The following is a 16,664-nucleotide window of genomic DNA, read 5'->3' on the forward strand; positions in this document are numbered from 1 at the left end:
CCAGCGCCGCGGGCGGCGTCAGGCGGCGTCGGTGGCGTCAGTCGGCGTCAGGCGGCGTCGGTGGCGTCAGGGGCGTCAAGCGGCGTCGGCGCGCAGCGCCCCCACCAGCTCGCGCAGCTGCATGCTTCCCTGCAACAACTGCGTAGAGGCGGAGCTCATCTGCTCGCACGCCGCGCTCTGCTCCTGCGTCGAGGCGCTGACCTGCTGCGCCGCCGCGGCGTAGCCCTCTGCCGTTCGCGCGACCGATTGGACGCTGCGCGCCGCGGTGGCGACGATGACGGCGTTCCGCTCTGCCTTCTCGGCCGCACCACCCGCCGCCGAACGCGTGCGCCCCGCGGATTCGGTGATGCTGTCGAGCGCGGCGTCCACGTTGCGCGATACTCCCTCGATCTCTTCCACCTGCGAAACGCCGACCTCCATCGCGCGCGTCGTGGCCCCCACCTGCGCCGTCACCACGCGCGTGAGGCGCACCACGTCGTCGGCCGCGGCTTGCGCCTGCTCGGCCAGCTTGCGCACCTCGTCGGCCACGACGCCAAAACCGCGCCCCGCCTCGCCCGCGCGCGCCGCCTCGATGGCGGCGTTGAGCGCCAGCAGGTCGGTCTGCTCGGCAATGCGCCCCACCGAGGCCACGAGCTTGTTGATGTCCTCGGCCGTCACCTTGAGCGCGTCGACTTCCGAGGCCGCGTCCCGCACCGTTTCCCGCACCGTCGTCAGGATCCCTAACGAGCGCGCGATCTCGAGGCGCTTGGCGCGCGCCGTCTCCTCGATCGCCGCCGCCAGCGCCGTCAGCTCGTCGGCGCTCAACACCACGTCGTCGGCGTTGGTGCGGATGGCGCGCAACGCATCGTCGATGGCGCGCAGCTGCCGCACCTGGCTCTCGGCGCCCGTCGAGATCTCCGTCATCGACGACGCCATCTGGTTGGCCGAGGCGGAGATCTGCTCCGACACATTGGCAAGGTCGCGCGCCGAGTGCGCCACGTCGTCGGCCGTGTTCGTCGTCACCGAGACCACGCGTGACAGCGAGGCCGACGTCATGTTCATCGCGTCGGCCAGCTCGCGAAACTCGCCCGGAAGCTCGCCATCCACGCGATTGGCGAAGTCGCCGGCGCTCAGCGCGCGCGCCTGTTGCGCCAGTTGCCGCAGCGGTCGCGCGATCCACGTCACCGTGCTGAAGACCACGATGAGCCCCAACACCACGGCGATGGCCATGATGATCACGACCCAGGTGGCGCGCTGTTCCGCGTCGCGGCGCAGCTTGAGCGAGGCGGCGTCGACGCCGCGCGACTTGAGCGAGGCCAGTTGTCGCACGTCGCTCAGGAGCGAGTCGATGCCGGCACGGGCGCGACTCCCTTCCAGTGCAGCCGCGTCGCGCCGGCCGAGATCGGCCAGGCGGTGGGCACGTGCGTAGCGCACCTCGAGTGCCGACAGGCGCGCATCGATCGCCGCCACGAGCGACATCTCACGCGCCGACTGTCCGTGCTGGAGGTTCATGGCGCGTTGCGCGCTGTGCGCGTCGCGCGCGAGGCGACGGAAGTCCGCCTGCGCCGACGAGTCGCGCGTCTCGAGATAGCGCTGCGCCGCCGCCAGCTCCTGCGTCACCGCCCCGGACAGTCGCGCCGAGAACTGCGCGTCCTGCTGCACCGTCTCCAGCGTTTCGCCAATCACTCCTGACATGCGCATGATGGCGGCGCGACCGGCGAACCCCGCGGCACAGAAGAGCGCCACGAGCAGTCCAAACGAGACAAGCAGGCGCTGGCGAATGCTCTGGAAGCGCACCACGCGTTCGATCATTCGCCGCGCCCTCCGTCGAGCACGAGGGCGCCGCGGCGCACGCGCGTCATGACGTAGCCCTTGCCCACCACATCGCCGGTTGATTGGAACGAGATGGGGCCGGTGACGCCGGAATAGGCGGTCTCGCTGGTGCGCGACGCGAGCCAGTCGCGCACGGCGGCGCGCGATGCGCCACCGTCGGCCAGCGCGCGGGCCACGAGGCGGGTGGCGTCGTAGGCGAGCGCGGCGTTGCCGTCGGGGTCCATCCCGTAGCGCCGGCGAAAGGTCGCGGTGAACTGCTGCACCTCGGGGCGCGGATCGCGCGAGGAGAAGGGGGCGCCGACAAAGACCCCCTCGGCGAGTGCCGTGTCGCGCACCACGCCGGTCCACCCGTCGCTTCCGAAGAACGCCGAGGTGACGCCCTGGCGGCGCGCCTCGCGCAGGATCGAGAGCCCCGAAGCCTCGGTGCCGGCGACGAAGACTACATCGGGCGTGCGCCCGGCGATCCAGGCGACAAACGGTTCAAAGTCGCCATCGCCTTCGGTGGGAATCGGGTCGCTGCCGACAATGGTTCCGCGAAAGTTGCGCTCGAACGACTCGGCGAGCCCGCGCCCGTAGGCATTGTTCTCATACAACACCGCGGCGCGCGTAAAGCCGCGAGCGCTGGCGTGCCGCGCGAGATCGAGCCCGTTCACCGAGTCGCTGGTGATCACGCGGAAGACCCACGGCGAGACGCCGGAGAGGTCGGGAGTGGAGGCGGTGGTGGAGACCGCGGCGAGCCCTTCGTCGTACACACGCGCGGCAGCGATCATCGTCCCCGAGTTCACGTGTCCCACCACGGCGAGCACCTGCGGGTCGTTCACGAACTCGGCGGCGATGGCCACGGCGCGAGTCCCGTCGCCCTTGTCGTTGCGCATCACGACGCGCAGCGGATGTCCGCGCACGCCGCCTTCCTGGTTGACGAGTTCGAGTGCGAGCTCGATTCCGCGCTTGTTCATCTCGCCGTAGGCGGCGTCCCAGTTACCGGCAGCCGCAATGACCACCGCCTCGCCCGCGGGGCGGCAGGCGGTCACGGACGCCGCGACGCATGCGCCAAGCAGGAGGGGCGCCAGCGGCGCGCCGAACCGGCGCGGAGGAACGAGCTTTCGGTGAGGGTATCCCACGAGAGAAAGACGCCTCCGTGGGGGGGGCGGCAACGGCGGTGGGGGAGAAGACGAGAAGACGAGAAGACGGGAAGACGAGAAGCCTGCCCCAGCGAAGGCTGGGGACGAGAAGCCTGTCCCAGCGAAAGCTGGGAACGAGATGCCTGCGCCGGGCAATCTCGAGCACGAGGGGCCGAGGGCGATGGGGGCCCCTTCGGTCACTCGGATTGTGATGTGCGTTACGTAGGGCGGCGAGCGGCCGCGCGCTTGGTTAGCGCGCCCTCGGCGCTTACTCAGCGCTTCCTCAGCGCGCCGGCGCCGGCTCCTGCTGGGACAGGCAGTGCAGCGTGCCGAGGCCCCACACCAGGTCGACCGAATGGATCCCCACGACCTGTCGGTCGGGGAAGCACTCGGCGATGATGTTCAGCGCCACGCGGTCGTTGGCGTCGTTGAACGTGGGGACGAGCACGATGCCGTTGGCGACGTAGAAGTTGGCGTAGCTGGCCGGGAGGCGCTGGCCGTCCATGATGACGGCGCGTGGATAGGGGAGCGTGACGACGCGCAGCTCGCCCTTCGCCGCCAGTGAGAGGCGCCGCAGGTTGTCGGACGACCGCAGGTGGTTCTCGTCGGCCGGATCGCCCTCGTACGCCAGCAGCACGGTGAACTCGTCGACAAACCGCGCAATGTCGTCCACGTGCCCGTGCGTGTCGTCGCCCACGCACCCCTCGCCTAACCAGACGGTCTCCCGCACGCCCAACACGTCGCGGAAGACCTGCTCGTACCCCTCGCGCGTGAGCCCCGGGTTGCGTTCCTGGATGGGCGACAGGAGGCACTCCTCGGTGACCATGAACAACCCGGCGCCGTTGGTCTCGATGGCCCCGCCCTCCAGCACAACGCGGCCAGCACCGTCCGGGCGCATGGGTTCGAAGCGCGGGAGCCCGGTGATCGATGCGACGGCCGCGCCGACGAGGGCATCCTGCGCGTAGTTGTCGTACTTGGCCCACGCGTTGAACTGCCAGTTGGCGAGGTGGACCTTTCCCTGTGCGTCGTGCACCGCGGTGGGCGCCGAGTCGCGCAGCCAGACGCGGTCGTTAGGCACCACGTGCAGCCGGTACCCCGACGGGTCGCAGGCGTGCGCTTCCAGCCGGGCGCGCGCATCCTCACGCACCTGCTCGTCGTGACAGAGGATCTCGACCCGTTCAAACCGGTGCAGCGCGCGCACGATCTCCGCGTAGACCCACGGAATGGGCTCGAGCTTGCCCGGCCAATCCGGCTCGTGGTGCGGCCACGCGATCCACGTTGCCGTGTGGCGCTCCCACTCCGCCGGCATGCGGAACGGCGTCGCGGAGTTCGGGAGGCGCTCTTGCGAGGTCGACATCGTCAGGCGCCCAGATATCGCGAGACCATCCCGCCGTACGCATCCACGCGCCGATCGCGCAAGAACGGCCAGTTGCGCCGCGTCTCCTCGATGAGCCTGGGGTCGCACGTTGCCACGAGCACCGACGGTTCGGTCCCCGCTTCGGCGAGCGGGCGCCCGAACGGATCGTAGATGACCGACTGTCCGAAGAACTCGAGTCCGTCGGTCCCCGCTTGTGCCTCGAAGCCCACGCGATTGACGGCCGCGACGAAGACGCCGTTGGCAATCGCGTGCGAGCGCTGGATGGTGCGCCACGCATTCACCTGCGCCTCGCCGAACGTCGCCTTCTCCCCCGGGTGCCAGGCAATGGCGGTGGGATAGAACAGCACGTCGGCGCCTAACAACGACGTGATGCGCGCCCCCTCCGGGTACCACTGGTCCCAGCAGATGAGGACCCCGACGGTTCCGTAGCGCGTGTTCCAGACGCGAAAACCGTTGGCGTCGCGTGAGCGCGCGGCGTCGCGCGGCGCGGTGTCGGCCGCGTCGCCGGGCGTGAAGTAGTACTTCTCCTCGAACAGCGGGTCGTGCGGGATGTGCATCTTGCGATACACGCCCAGCAAGGTGCCGTCGGCGTCGATGATTGCCGCCGAGTTGCGGTACAGCCCCGCCGCCTGCCGCTCGTACATGGGGACGACGAGCACCACCGCGAGTTCGCGCGCCAGCGCCTGCATGCGCTCGGTGGTGGGGCCGGGAATGGGCTCGGCCAGGTCGAACCAGTTGATATCCAGCGACTTGCAGAAGTATGGCGCGTTGAACAGCTCCTGCAGGCAGATGACCTGCGCGCCGCGCGCATGCGCACTGCGCACGCCGGCAATGGCGCGCGCGACATTGTCCTCGATCGTGCGCGAGCCGGCGACTTCCTGCACGAGCCCGACGGTGAATGGAGCGTTTGGCATGTGCGGAAACTACTGCCCATCGCACGAATGGTCGACGGCTCCGGACCGCCCCACCTCGAGCGTTGGCCGCGCCGTGCTCACTCGATCAGCGCAATCACCACGTCGTTCACGTTGGTCCCGGTCATCCCCGTGCGCAGGAGCGCCCCCGCGGCGTCGAGCGCGGGATGGGCATCGTGCGTGGCCAGGTCGCGTTCCGGTGAGCGAGCGCTGAGGGCGATGCGCGCCCAGGTTCGTGCGTCGACGATGGCGCCGGCGGCGTCGGAGGGGCCGTCGCGACCGTCGGTGCCGGCGGAGAGGATGGTGATGCCGCGCCCTTCCGCACCGGCGTCGTGCAGCGCGCGCGCGGCGGCCAGCGCCAGCTCCTGCGCGCGCCCCCCAACCCCGGGAGTGGCGCCGAGCGCCACGGTGGTCTCCCCGCCCCACATCAGCGCCAGCCGGCACGGCGTGGTTAGGGGGCCGGCGGGGGTCGGTCGCCCGGGGAGCGAGGCGCGCGCCACCACCGCGGCGCGCGCAATGGCGTCGCCGGTGGAGCGGGCCGCGCCAGTGATCGGTGTGGGGGCAACGCGCACCGTGATACCGAGCCCGCGCGCTGCCGCCTGCGCCGCGTCGAGCGCGTCGGCATTGCCAAGGATGATCCGCGGCTCGATGCCGCGCAGCGTCTCGCTGCCGAGCTTTGGAGTTTCCGGCACCTCCCCGGTGAGCGTATGGTCCAGGTAGGTGCGGACCGGATCGGGAATCGCCGGCCACAGGCGCTGCTGCTGGGCGAGCTCGATGAGGTCGGCGGCGGAGTGGCGATCCGCGCTGCAGGGGCCGGAGGCAATCGACGCCGGGTCGTCGCCAATGACGTCCGACGCGATGAGGCAGGTGACGCGCGCGCCGGCCCCACCCAGCGCGGCGCCGAGTCGCCCGCCGCCCCAGCGCATGACGCGCTTGCGGAAGGCGTTCATCACCGCGATGGGGGCGCCGCTGCGGTGCAATCCCTGGAAGAGCGCGAGCATCGCCGCCTCTGGAATTCCCTCCACCGGCGCCGCCATCAGGCTCGATGCACCCCCCGACAGCAGGACGAAGACATCGTCACCGGGTTGGATGAGCGGCAGCAGGCGCAACACGGCGTCGGCGGCGTGGCCGGAGCCGGCGCCAGGGAGCGGGTGGTCGCCGACGATGACCGGAAGCGGGTGGGCCGTGGCACCAGTGTCGCTCGTCACGACGAGCCCTCCCTCGACGATGCGTTCCACCGAGGCGAGGACGTCGATCGTCGCGCGCGCCATCGGCGCTGCCGCCTTGCCCGTGGCGATGATCCATGGCCGGGCCCCCACCGCGATGCCTAACGCCGAGCGATCGAGTGCGCGTTCGGTGGCGTCGTACGGATCGGCGCCGCGCACGGCGGCGGCGAAGAGCGACTCGGCCAGCGTGCGCGCGGCGCTGTGCGCCCCTGGCGCCGGGCGGGAGGGGGTGGGCGGGACGGGGGCGTCGTCGGCGATCATGGGTGAAACGTACACCCGAGAAGCGTGCAACGCCCCGGCGATGGTTGCCGGGGCGTTGCAGCTGTCAGTCCGAACCGCCCGCTGGCGGCGAGAGCCTGTCGATCACGGCACCCAGCTCCGTGTACGCGTCTGCCGACGACTGCCGGAATGGTTGCGCCTTGTAGGCGATCTTTCCGTCGGGCCCGATCACGTACAGCGAACGGTTGTCGAGCTTGGTGGCGGGCAAGTACGCCCCGTACAGCTGCCCCACCGCACCGTCGCCATCGCTGGCAAAGATGAATGGGAAGTTCGCGTCCTTCATCCACGAAACGAGCGCGGTGTCGGGATCGACGCTGATCCCGATGAGGGTCACCTTCTTCCCCCCATTGAAGAGCGTGGCGTACTGATCACGGTACGCCTCCATCTGGATCGTTCAACCCTTGGTCCGCGCCTTGAAGAAGAAGGCGAGCACCACCGTGTTGCCCCTGTACGAGGAGAGCGTGATCGCCTCCTTCATCGGGCCGTCCATCGTGACGCCGCGCAGCGTGAAGTCGGGTGCCAAGTCGCCAACCCTGGGCCCGGTCTCTGCCTGCTGGGCGACAGCGGCCGACGGCGCGACGGCGAGTGCGATGGCCGCTGCCATCGTCCCGAGCCTGACCGAAGTGAATCGCATGTGCCTGTCCAAGCGGGTGAGCAGACAAACTGGGGGAGACACGCGGTGATTTGCAACTCGCGACACCGATCGCCGACGTGACCGCGAGAGGACACCCGGGTGTCCGTGTCGGGGACACCCGTCGACGTAAGTCGTTGCGGCGCAAGAGCGGGACAGTCGGCACGCCCCGTGCCCTTCCGGACGACAACCACCATGCCCCCACCGGAGGGTTCCATGTCGATCTCTCGTGCGTTCGAATCCGCGGGTCGCGTAGCTGCCACCGTCGCCACCATCGCCATCGTTGCGCTCGCCGCGTGCGGCGGGAAGGAGCAGACGGCGGCGCTCGACCAGGCGCTGCGCAACGATCTCTCGTTGGCCTCGCAGGCACAGCCGTACCAGCCGCAGATGTACGTCTCGCCCACCGAGCAGGGATACGGCTATCCGCCGCAGGGGTACTACCCGCAGGGTTACTACCCGCAGCAGGGGTACCCGCCGCAGTACTATCCGCAGCCGGTGTATCAGCAGGCGCCGCAGCAGGTGGTGTATCGTCAGGCGCCGGCGCCGCGCGTGATTCGTCGCGCCCCCGCGCCGGCGAGCGAGCCGGTGTACACCAGCGCCGGCTCGGCCAACGGCGGCGGCGGTGTCTACGGCGAGGAGCCGGTCGTGAAGCACACCAAGCGCGACGCGATCATCGGTGCGGCTGCCGGCGCCGCGATTGGCGTGGCCAGCACGCGCAACACCCTCAAGGGGGCCATCATCGGCGCGGCGGCTGGCGGGCTGCTGGGTGCCGTGTACGGCGAGAAGATCGACGTGCGCCGGCGCTAGACGTCGTGACGCAGGCGCGGTCGCCGGCGCCTAACGCGCGCTCGCGACGGTCGCGCCTGACGAGCGCGCGCCTGACGGTCGCGCCTGACGAGCGCGCCTGACGAGCGCGCCTGACGCGCGCGGGCGCGCACCAGCGGGGCGGGGGCGACGGTCGCTCCCGCCCCGTGTTGCATCTCAGGACGGAACCGCCAGCCGCAACGCCTGTCGGTGGCAGCGCACCGTGACGGTGCAGCCGCGCGCGCGGTGCAGTTCGCCGTCAGCGTCAAAGATGGGAGGGCTGTCGAACGTGAGCGTCGCCTCGCGCACCGAGCGAATGTCGACCTCCGGCGAGCGCGTATGGGTCCCCCGCGTGACACCGGCAAAGACCACGGCTCGGCGCAGCGCCGGGGCATCGGCCACGCACACCAGGTCGAGCGCGCCGTCGTCGAGCCGAGCGCCGGGAGCAATGCGGAAGCCGCCGCCGAAGCGCGGCCCGTTGGCGAAGATGACGGCGAGGTAGTGTTTGCCCGGGGTTGTGGCGCCGCCCACCCGGACGTCGGCCACGATCCCGGGATAGCCGAGGAGCATCCGGGCCGCGGTGAACAGGTAGACGGCGTGCCCGCGCAGCCAGCGCACGCGCTGCGTTCCCTCGAGCACCGCGGCGTCGAAGCCAAAGCCGAGGCAGTTGACGAAGTGCACGCCGTCGGCCTCGCCGACGTCGATGCGCCGTTCCCCAACCCCCATCGCGATCTCGATCGCCCCCTCGAGGTCGTGCGCAGGGATCCCCGTCGCCCAGGCCAGGTCGTTCCCCGTCCCCGCCGCGAGAAGCGCCAGCCGCGGCCGTTCCCCCATCACCCGCGCCGCCATGATCCCGCGGACCACGTTTCCCCACGTCCCGTCGCCGCCTAACGCGGCGATGGTCGCCACCCCCTGCTCGGCGGCCTCGCGCGCCAGGTCGAACTCCTCGCCGGCGTGCGTCGTCAGCCGCAACTCGACGGCCAGCGTCCCTCCCGACCGCGCCACCGCCGACTCGACGATCGTACGAAGGCGCGGGATCAGACGCGCCCCACGCCCGCGCCCCGCGGCCGGGTTGGCGATGACCACAACGGGCGGCGTGTCGGATCGGGGGGCGTCGGAACGCGGGGCGGCAGGCATGGCGACGAAACAAACACGGCGCCACTCCCCGGGGGAATGGCGCCGTGCCGATCGGCGTTGCGCGGCTCGCCGGCTACCGCCCGCTCACCAGTTGTCGCAACACGTACGGCAGGATCCCGCCGTTGCGGTAGTACTGCAGCTCCTCGGGGGTGTCGATGCGCGAGCGCACCGCAAAGCGCGTCTCGTTCCCGTCAGCGGCACGCGCCACCACCGTCAGCGTGGCGCGCGGCGTCATCCCCTCGCCCAGCCCCTCGATGGTGTACGCCTCGAAGCCGGTGAGCCCCAGCGATTGGCGCGTGGCCCCATCGGCAAACTCCAGCGGGATCACGCCCATCCCCACCAGGTTGGAGCGATGGATACGCTCGAACGACTCGGCGATGACGGCGCGCACGCCGAGGAGTGCCGTCCCCTTGGCCGCCCAGTCGCGCGACGACCCGGTCCCGTACTCCTTGCCGGCGATGATGATCAGCGTCGTCCCCGCCGCCTTGTACCCTTCGCTCGCCTCGAAGAACGAGGTGGGCGCCGCGTCGCTCGTGGTGCGCGTCCACCACCCTTCCATTCCCGGCGTCAGCTCGTTCTTGAGGCGGATGTTGGCAAAGGTGCCGCGCATCATCACCTCGTGGTTGCCGCGCCGCGCGCCGTACGAGTTGAAGTCCTTCTTCGGCACGCCTAACGACAGGAGCCACTGCCCGGCCGGGCTCTTCTCGGCGATCGACCCCGCGGGGGAGATGTGGTCCGTCGTGATCGAGTCGCCGAACATCCCCAGGACGCGCGCGCCGGCAATTGGCTGCACCCCGGGCGGCGTCATCGTCATGCCCGTGAAGTACGGCGGATGCTTCACGTAGGTGGAGGCGTCGTCCCACGCGTAGCGCGACCCCGTGGGGATGCGGATGGCCTGCCACTGCGCGTCCCCGGCAAAGACGTCGCCGTATTCCTTCTCGAACTGCTCGCGCTTGACCGACGACAGCACCACGTCCTCGACCTCCTTCGCACTGGGCCAGATCTCGCGCAGGAAGACCGGGCCGTCGGTGCCAATGCCGATCGGTTCGCGGTCGAAGTCGATGTCCATGCGCCCGGCCAGCGCGTAGGCCACCACGAGCGGCGGCGACGCCAGGTAGTTGAAGCGCGTCTGCGGATTCACGCGCCCCTCGAAGTTGCGGTTCCCCGAGAGGACTGCGGCCACAGTCAGCTTCCCGTCATCGATCGCCTTCGAGATCGGCTCGGGGAGCGGGCCGGAGTTGCCGATGCACGTGGTGCAGCCGTAGCCCACGATCTGGAAGCCTAACGCGTCGAGCGCCGGCTGCACGCCGGCCTTGTCGAAGTAGTCGCGCACCACCTTGGAGCCCGGGGCGAGCGAGGTCTTGACCCACGGCTTGCTCGTGAGCCCCCGCGCCGACGCCTTCTGCGCCAGCAGCCCCGCGGCGAGCATCACGCTCGGGTTGGAGGTGTTGGTGCACGAGGTGATCGCGGCAATGACGACCGCACCGTCCTTGAGCGCGAAGCGCTGCCCGCGCCACTCGCAGGGGACGCCGGCGTTCTCGTGGGTCGGTCCCTCGCCCTCCATCACCGCCACGGCCGTCCCTTCACCCTTGCCCTTGGCCGCCGCCTGCTGCTCGCGATGCGCGCGCAGCGACTCGGTGTAGTTGGCCTTGACCGCGGTGAGCGGGATGCGATCCTGCGGACGCTTGGGGCCCGCCAGCGACGGGACCACGGTCGACAGGTCGAGCTCGAGCGTGTCGGTGAAGATCGGCTCGGCCATCCCGTCCTCGCGGAAAAGCCCCTGCGCCCTGGTGTACGCCTCGACCAGTTGCACCTGCTCCTCGCTGCGCCCCGAGAGGCGCAGGTACTTGAGCGTCTCGTGGTCCACCGGGAAGAAGCCCATCGTGGCACCGTATTCCGGCGCCATGTTGGCGATCGTCGCGCGGTCGGCCAGCGCCAGCGAGGAGAGCCCGTCGCCATAGTACTCGACGAACTTCCCCACGACCTTCTTCTTGCGCAGCATCTCGGTGCAGGTGAGCACCAGGTCGGTCGCCGTTGCGCCTGTCGGGAGCTTTCCCGTGAGCTTGAAGCCGACAACGTCGGGAATGAGCATCGACACCGGCTGCCCCAGCATCGCCGCCTCGGCCTCGATCCCCCCCACGCCCCAGCCAAGAACGCCGAGGCCGTTGATCATCGTCGTGTGCGAGTCGGTGCCCACCAACGAGTCGCAGTAGGCGAGCCGTTCCCCGTCCTGCGCCGCGGTGAACACCACCTGTCCCAGGTACTCGAGGTTCACCTGGTGGCAGATCCCGGTTCCCGGCGGAACGACGCGGAAGTTGCGCATCGCCTCCTGTCCCCAGCGCAGGAACTGGTAGCGCTCGGAGTTGCGCTCGTATTCCAGGTTCACGTTGAGGAGGAAGGCGGCCTCGGTCCCGTACTCGTCCACCTGCACCGAGTGGTCGATCACGAGGTCGACCGGCTGCAACGGGTTGATCCTGGTGGGGTCGCCGCCGAGCGTGGCGATCGCGTCGCGCATCGCCGCCAGGTCGACCACGCACGGCACGCCGGTGAAGTCCTGCAACAGGACGCGCGCCGTGCGGAACGCAATCTCCTTGTCGACCGGCTGCTTCACGTTCCAGTTGGCCAGCGTCTCGATGTCCCCCTTCTTCACGAAGGCCCCGTCCTCGCCGCGGAGGAGGTTCTCCAGCAGGACCTTGAGGGAGAAGGGGAGACGGTCGACGTTGCCGTTCGACAGCGCCCGCAGCGCATCGAGGCGGAACATCGTGTACGACCGTGGGCCAACGGTAAGGGTGGCCTTGCTGCCGAATGAGTTCGGATGGGTCATGGTCTCATCACGCAGATGAGGGCACCGCACGCCGCGGCGCAGTGAGTCACGGAGCCACTGGCGGCGGCACGCGGCCCCCGCCAGGCTGCGAGTAATGTAGCGCGATGTTGCCAAGTATCGGTCGCCGGGCCGCGCACGGCCATCACGCCCTCACGTGACGGCGCGGTAGATTCCTCCCGCGCCGGAGGGCTGCGTGGTGATCCCTCCGGCTGTGGGCGGTCGCCTCTCCCCGCCCGCGAACTCGTCGCCCCGGGGAACCGATGTCGGTTGAACATTCGCTCGAAGCGCAGGTCGCGGAACTCGCCATTCGGTTGATGGCGGTGGAATCGACGAGCGGGCACGAGCAGGCGGTCGTCACCGTTGCCGAGCAGCTCCTGGCCAGTCGCGGCTGGCGCACGGAACGGATTGCCGTGGGCAATGGACGCGACGCGATCCTTGCACAGGTGCACGACGAGGCGGTCGTCACGCTCTCCACGCACCTCGACACGGTCCCGCCGTACATCCCGCCGCGTCTCGATGGCGACACGCTGCACGGGCGCGGGGCCTGCGACGCCAAGGGCATTGCCGCGTCGATGATCCTGGCGGCGGAACGGTTGCGCGCGCGCGATGTCCCCGTCGCCCTGCTGTTCGTCGTTGGGGAAGAGACGACGCACGACGGCGCCCACGCCGCCAACGCCCATCCCACCGCATCACGCATCCTGATCAACGGCGAGCCCACGGAGAGCACGCTGGCGGTGGGGACCAAGGGGGCGATGCGGGCGCTGGTGCGCACGACCGGTCGCGCCGCGCACTCGGCCTATCCGGAGATGGGGCACTCGGCCACGCGCGACCTGGTGCAGCTCCTTGCCACGCTCGACGACGTGGAGTGGCCGACCGATCCGGTGCTTGGTCCAACGACGGTCAACATCGGGATGCTTGGCGGCGGCGTGGCCGACAACGTCATGGCGCCGTCGGCCGAGGCGCGCCTCATGCTCAGGCTCGTTACCCCGCCCGCCGATGTGTGGCCCCTCGTGACGCGGTGGGTTGGTGATCGCGCCACGGTGGAGCAGGGAATCACCGTTCCCCCGGTGCGACTCGGCACGCTCCCCGGTTTCCCGACGAGCGTGGCCGCGTTCGCCACCGACATCCCCGCGCTCACGAACTGGGGGACGCCCTACCTGTTCGGCCCCGGCTCCATCCACGTGGCGCACACCGCGCACGAGCACGTGTCGGTGCGCGAACTCGCCGCGGCGGTGGACGCCTACGAGCGCATTGCGCTCGCCGCGCTGGAGCGCGAGGGACTAACGGACTACTTGCCGCCGAGCCAGAGCCAGAGTCCGTAGACGCCAACGCCGAGCCCGCCGACCGCGATCACCGTCCCGGCGTCGCCGCCGATGATGACGCCACCCAGGAAGGCCGCGCTGCCAACGATCGTGAGCGCCATTCCACGCGTGGCGCGGGGCGAGGCCACCACCGGCGGAGTGAGCGGCGCGTCGCCCTGGCGCACATCGAGCCCGGCGATTGTAGCCCTGACCCGCGGCCCAGTCTCGGGCGTGGCGCGCGATTCGGCCGCCGGAGTCGCGGGACGGCTGGGCGCACTCACGACACGCTCGGTTGCGCTTTGAACATCGCGCAGGTCGCTCGCGGCGATCTGGGCAGCGACTACGGCCGGGGCAGCAGCCAGGAGGGTGGCGCCAAGCGAGAGGCGGACGAGCAGAGTGCGCACAGTCATGAGAGCGTGGGGTGAGAGGCTGGGAGTCTGCCCTGCGTTGCGAGCGAGAAAACTACGAGAGTGATACCTTGCGACCAACGCGCGAGGTTCCGAAGGGCCAGCGCATCCGGATCGTGCAAAGACTTTCGTTCGCGCGTTCTCGCCGGTGTCCGCGACGAACTTGCTGGCGGCCCCGAGCGATCGCGCGCTATTATTTCCCCCCCAACACCGCCTCACGAGAGAAGGAATGCCGACGCCTCCCGCCAAGATCCGGAAGCAGTACACCAACGCCGACTACCCCGAAGTCCTGCTGCGCTTCGAGGACGGTCACGAGATTCGCATCCAGAAGGGGTCGACCAAGTCGTTCGACTGCTATCCGGGCGAGCGGATCAAGATCCTCGCGAAGTACGATCCGACCTCCGACGAGCGCGAGAAGGTCGACACGCTGCGCGCCGAGCAGTTCCCGGACGCGGTGGCGTGACCCGGCAGGGCGCTTCGGCAGCCCTGACGAAGTTGTGGCTGGCGGCTGGTGCGCGCGGCGCCCAGTCGCCGGCGCGCTCCACGCCATGATCCGGCGATGATCCGGCGATGATCCGAATAGTCCCCGAAGTCGCCGCCGCGCTGCTGGCCCGGCGACCAGTGGTCGCGCTCGAGAGTTCGGTTCTCGCGCAGGGGCTCCCCATTCCCGCCAATCGCGAGGCCGCCGAGCGCATGACGACGGCCGTGCGGCGCGCCGGCGCGCTCCCCGCGGTGACCGGGGTCGTGGATGGAATGCCGACCATCGGGCTCACCGACCCCGAACTCGAGCGCTTTCTGGCGCGTGATGGCGTGCGCAAGGTCTCCTCGCGCGACCTGGGGGTCGCGGTGGCGCAGCGCGCCTGCGGCGCCACCACGGTCGCCGCCACCCTCGCCCTAATCGCCCGCAGCGACGTCCGCGTATTTGCAACTGGCGGCATCGGTGGCGTCCACCGCGAGAGCGCCTTCGACGAGTCGGCCGACCTGGTCGAGCTCTCGCGCACGCCGCGCATCGTGGTGTGCGCCGGCGCCAAGTCGATCCTCGATCTCCCCGCGACGCTGGAGCGCCTCGAAACACTCGGCGTCCCGGTCATCGGCTATCGCTGTCGCGAGTTCCCCGCCTTCTTCTCCACGTCGAGCGGGCTCCCGGTGACGGCGACCGCCGAGTCGCCGCAGGAGATCGCGTCCATCGAGCGCGCCCATCGGCAGTTGGGGCGTCGTGAGGCGCTGCTCATCGTGCAGCCGCCGCCAGTGAGCGACGCCATTCCGCGGGAGGACGTCGAGGCGGCGCTGGCCGGTGCCTTACGAGACGCCGCGCTGCAGGGCGTGCGCGGGGCGGCCATGACCCCATTTCTCCTGGGCGCGGTGGAACGCGCGACGTTCGGACGCACCCGGCGCGCGAACCTCGCGCTCCTCGAGGCCAACGCGCTCCTCGCGGGTCAGATCGCCGTCGCGCTTGCGGCGGAGAGCGGTGAGGCGGGTCCGAGCGTGCCGTGAGGCACTCGCCGCGCGTCCTTGGGACGAGTGCGCGGCATGACGCCATGCCCGGGAGGCGAGGGCGCGGCACGGTGCCCTGCGACTCGCTAGCTTTCCTGCGGGTACCCGGACGTGCGGTCACCTGACGCGACGCTCGTCGAGCGAGAGTATTGAACACGTCTCGTTCGCAATGGTACAATAGGCCAGCACGCTCGATGCGGAGGTAGTGCCCGAGATGCCGACTCCATTCCTGAGTTCCGAGGAGTACGATGAGCGCGCCCATCACCTCTACAACGAGGGGCAGTACGATGAGGCGCTCGATGTGCTTCGTGAGGGGCTCGCGCTCTATCCGCACGCGGTAGAGCTGCACGTCGGCGTGGGCTATGCCCGCCTGGCGCGCGAGGAGTACGCATGGGCGCGCCGTGCCTTCGAGGAAGCGCTCATCCTCGACCCGGAGCACGAGGACGCACTCGCCGGGCTGGGCGAGGTCCTGCTCAAGCTCGGGCTCGAGGACGCCGCCCGGAAGTCGTTCCACACCACGCTCGCGTTAGGGTACGAGGACGACGTCGAGCTGATGCTCCAGATCGGCCGCGCCCTCTTTCGCGAAGGGCTCATCGACGACGCCAAGGAGTACTTCGAGGTGGCCGCCCGGCAAGCCCCCGACTCGGCGGAGGCGGTGGCGCTCGTGGGCTACTCCCAGCACCGCCTGGGCGACGACGACGCGGCCATCGCCACGCTGCGCAAGTCGTTGCAGCTCGACTCCGACCACGTCGAGGCGCGCATCTACCTCGGCAACATCCTCTACGACCGCGGCGAGTACGAGGCGGCGCTGTACCATCTCGATCGCTCCAAGCCGCAGGATCACTGGGACGAACTCGGCATCTGGCGCCTGATGGAGCTGAAGCGCACGATCCATCGCCTCCCCGAGGACGATCCCGAGCTCAAGCAGTGGGAAGAGCGACTGGCCGAACTCGCCGGTGAGCCCGACGACATCGACGAGATGCTCGCCGAGATCGAGCAACGGGCCATGGAGCAGGACCAGGCCGACGTCAAGCAGCAGCTCGAGCTCTTTGGCTCGATGTTGAGCGGGCTGGTGGAACAGAAGGGCGAGACGCGCGTACATCGCATCATGACGCGCGATGGCCGGGCGTTCCACGGGAGCTGGGACGACATCGTGCGACAGATGCGAGACGGCAGCGCCACGTTCAATGGCCATTCGGTCCAGGACTTCATGCTCAACGAGGCACGTCGGGGCTTCTCGCTCTCGGGAGTCGTGATTCCCACCGGCGATGCGGAGAGCTTCATCCGCGGCAGCGCCGACGCCGGTCTGCTGCGCATCCTCACCTGACGCCACGCCGCA

General features: G+C 69.9%; 15 protein-coding genes. 5 read left to right on the forward strand and 10 right to left on the reverse strand.

Going from position 1 to position 16,664, the window contains the following annotated elements; genetic code table 11:
• Positions 1–75: 75 nt before the first annotated feature.
• From IT359_03305 to IT359_03335, 7 genes are all read right to left on the reverse strand, one after another.
• A complete protein-coding gene (locus tag IT359_03305) occupies positions 76–1,791 on the reverse strand; it encodes a methyl-accepting chemotaxis protein (GenBank protein MCC6928000.1) in 1,716 nt (571 codons plus the stop codon).
• A complete protein-coding gene (locus IT359_03310) occupies positions 1,788–2,843 on the reverse strand; it encodes an ABC transporter substrate-binding protein (GenBank protein MCC6928001.1) in 1,056 nt (351 codons plus the stop codon). Before IT359_03310 ends, IT359_03305 begins: the two co-directional genes overlap by 4 nt.
• A 373-nt stretch (positions 2,844–3,216) precedes the next feature.
• A complete protein-coding gene (locus IT359_03315; GenBank protein ID MCC6928002.1) occupies positions 3,217–4,290 on the reverse strand; it encodes an agmatine deiminase family protein in 1,074 nt (357 codons plus the stop codon).
• A gap of 2 nt (positions 4,291–4,292) precedes the next feature.
• Positions 4,293–5,225 (reverse strand): carbon-nitrogen hydrolase, encoded by a 933-nt coding sequence (locus IT359_03320; GenBank protein ID MCC6928003.1) that lies wholly within the window; start codon positions 5,223–5,225, stop codon positions 4,293–4,295.
• A gap of 77 nt (positions 5,226–5,302) precedes the next feature.
• Positions 5,303–6,709, reverse strand: coding sequence for a DUF4147 domain-containing protein (locus IT359_03325; protein MCC6928004.1), 1,407 nt, complete (start codon positions 6,707–6,709; stop codon positions 5,303–5,305).
• Between the two features lie 64 nt (positions 6,710–6,773).
• Positions 6,774–7,112, reverse strand: a complete 339-nt coding sequence (locus IT359_03330) for a redoxin domain-containing protein (GenBank protein ID MCC6928005.1) — start codon at positions 7,110–7,112, stop codon at positions 6,774–6,776.
• Positions 7,113–7,121: 9 nt separating this feature from the next.
• Complete coding sequence (locus IT359_03335) at positions 7,122–7,361, reverse strand: redoxin domain-containing protein (protein ID MCC6928006.1); 240 nt, start codon at positions 7,359–7,361, stop codon at positions 7,122–7,124.
• A gap of 213 nt (positions 7,362–7,574) precedes the next feature.
• Here IT359_03335 and IT359_03340 point away from each other — a divergent pair, with 213 nt between their 5' ends.
• Entirely contained in the window at positions 7,575–8,165 is a 591-nt protein-coding gene (locus IT359_03340) for a hypothetical protein (protein MCC6928007.1), read from the forward strand.
• A gap of 174 nt (positions 8,166–8,339) precedes the next feature.
• Here IT359_03340 and IT359_03345 read toward each other — a convergent pair whose 3' ends face one another.
• Positions 8,340–9,299, reverse strand: coding sequence for a diacylglycerol kinase family lipid kinase (locus IT359_03345; protein ID MCC6928008.1), 960 nt, complete (start codon positions 9,297–9,299; stop codon positions 8,340–8,342).
• Between the two features lie 73 nt (positions 9,300–9,372).
• Complete coding sequence (gene acnA / locus IT359_03350) at positions 9,373–12,123, reverse strand: aconitate hydratase AcnA (GenBank protein ID MCC6928009.1); 2,751 nt, start codon at positions 12,121–12,123, stop codon at positions 9,373–9,375.
• 260 nt (positions 12,124–12,383) lie between these two features.
• Here acnA and IT359_03355 point away from each other — a divergent pair, with 260 nt between their 5' ends.
• Complete coding sequence (locus tag IT359_03355) at positions 12,384–13,445, forward strand: M20/M25/M40 family metallo-hydrolase (GenBank protein ID MCC6928010.1); 1,062 nt, start codon at positions 12,384–12,386, stop codon at positions 13,443–13,445.
• Here IT359_03355 and IT359_03360 read toward each other — a convergent pair.
• Positions 13,412–13,834: a hypothetical protein gene (locus tag IT359_03360; protein ID MCC6928011.1), complete on the reverse strand. Its 423-nt coding sequence runs from the start codon at positions 13,832–13,834 to the stop codon at positions 13,412–13,414. The genes IT359_03355 and IT359_03360 overlap by 34 nt on opposite strands.
• A gap of 226 nt (positions 13,835–14,060) precedes the next feature.
• Between IT359_03360 and IT359_03365 the strand changes: the two genes are divergently transcribed.
• From IT359_03365 to IT359_03375, 3 genes are all read left to right on the forward strand, one after another.
• On the forward strand, positions 14,061–14,294 hold the full coding sequence (locus tag IT359_03365; GenBank protein ID MCC6928012.1) for a hypothetical protein: 234 nt from the start codon (positions 14,061–14,063) through the stop codon (positions 14,292–14,294).
• 107 nt (positions 14,295–14,401) lie between these two features.
• Positions 14,402–15,325, forward strand: coding sequence for a pseudouridine-5'-phosphate glycosidase (locus IT359_03370; protein ID MCC6928013.1), 924 nt, complete (start codon positions 14,402–14,404; stop codon positions 15,323–15,325).
• Between the two features lie 214 nt (positions 15,326–15,539).
• On the forward strand, positions 15,540–16,652 hold the full coding sequence (locus IT359_03375) for a tetratricopeptide repeat protein (protein ID MCC6928014.1): 1,113 nt from the start codon (positions 15,540–15,542) through the stop codon (positions 16,650–16,652).
• Positions 16,653–16,664 lie beyond the last annotated feature (12 nt).

Source organism: Gemmatimonadaceae bacterium (assembly GCA_020852815.1).
Lineage (GTDB): Bacteria > Gemmatimonadota > Gemmatimonadetes > Gemmatimonadales > Gemmatimonadaceae > SCN-70-22.

Bases quoted from the DNA above. Each gene is read 5' to 3' on its own strand.
- IT359_03335 (MCC6928006.1), bottom strand. From the start codon at position 7,361: ATGCGATTCACTTCGGTCAGGCTCGGGACGATGGCAGCGGCCATCGCA.
- IT359_03320 (MCC6928003.1), bottom strand. From the start codon at position 5,225: ATGCCAAACGCTCCATTCACCGTCGGGCTCGTGCAGGAAGTCGCCGGC.
- IT359_03340 (MCC6928007.1), top strand. From the start codon at position 7,575: ATGTCGATCTCTCGTGCGTTCGAATCCGCGGGTCGCGTAGCTGCCACC.
- IT359_03325 (MCC6928004.1), bottom strand. From the start codon at position 6,709: ATGATCGCCGACGACGCCCCCGTCCCGCCCACCCCCTCCCGCCCGGCG.
- IT359_03345 (MCC6928008.1), bottom strand. From the start codon at position 9,299: ATGCCTGCCGCCCCGCGTTCCGACGCCCCCCGATCCGACACGCCGCCC.
- IT359_03370 (MCC6928013.1), top strand. From the start codon at position 14,402: ATGATCCGAATAGTCCCCGAAGTCGCCGCCGCGCTGCTGGCCCGGCGA.
- IT359_03315 (MCC6928002.1), bottom strand. From the start codon at position 4,290: ATGTCGACCTCGCAAGAGCGCCTCCCGAACTCCGCGACGCCGTTCCGC.
- IT359_03375 (MCC6928014.1), top strand. From the start codon at position 15,540: ATGCCGACTCCATTCCTGAGTTCCGAGGAGTACGATGAGCGCGCCCAT.
- IT359_03355 (MCC6928010.1), top strand. From the start codon at position 12,384: ATGTCGGTTGAACATTCGCTCGAAGCGCAGGTCGCGGAACTCGCCATT.
- IT359_03330 (MCC6928005.1), bottom strand. From the start codon at position 7,112: ATGGAGGCGTACCGTGATCAGTACGCCACGCTCTTCAATGGGGGGAAG.
- IT359_03365 (MCC6928012.1), top strand. From the start codon at position 14,061: ATGCCGACGCCTCCCGCCAAGATCCGGAAGCAGTACACCAACGCCGAC.
- IT359_03360 (MCC6928011.1), bottom strand. From the start codon at position 13,834: ATGACTGTGCGCACTCTGCTCGTCCGCCTCTCGCTTGGCGCCACCCTC.
- acnA (MCC6928009.1), bottom strand. From the start codon at position 12,123: ATGACCCATCCGAACTCATTCGGCAGCAAGGCCACCCTTACCGTTGGC.
- IT359_03305 (MCC6928000.1), bottom strand. From the start codon at position 1,791: ATGATCGAACGCGTGGTGCGCTTCCAGAGCATTCGCCAGCGCCTGCTT.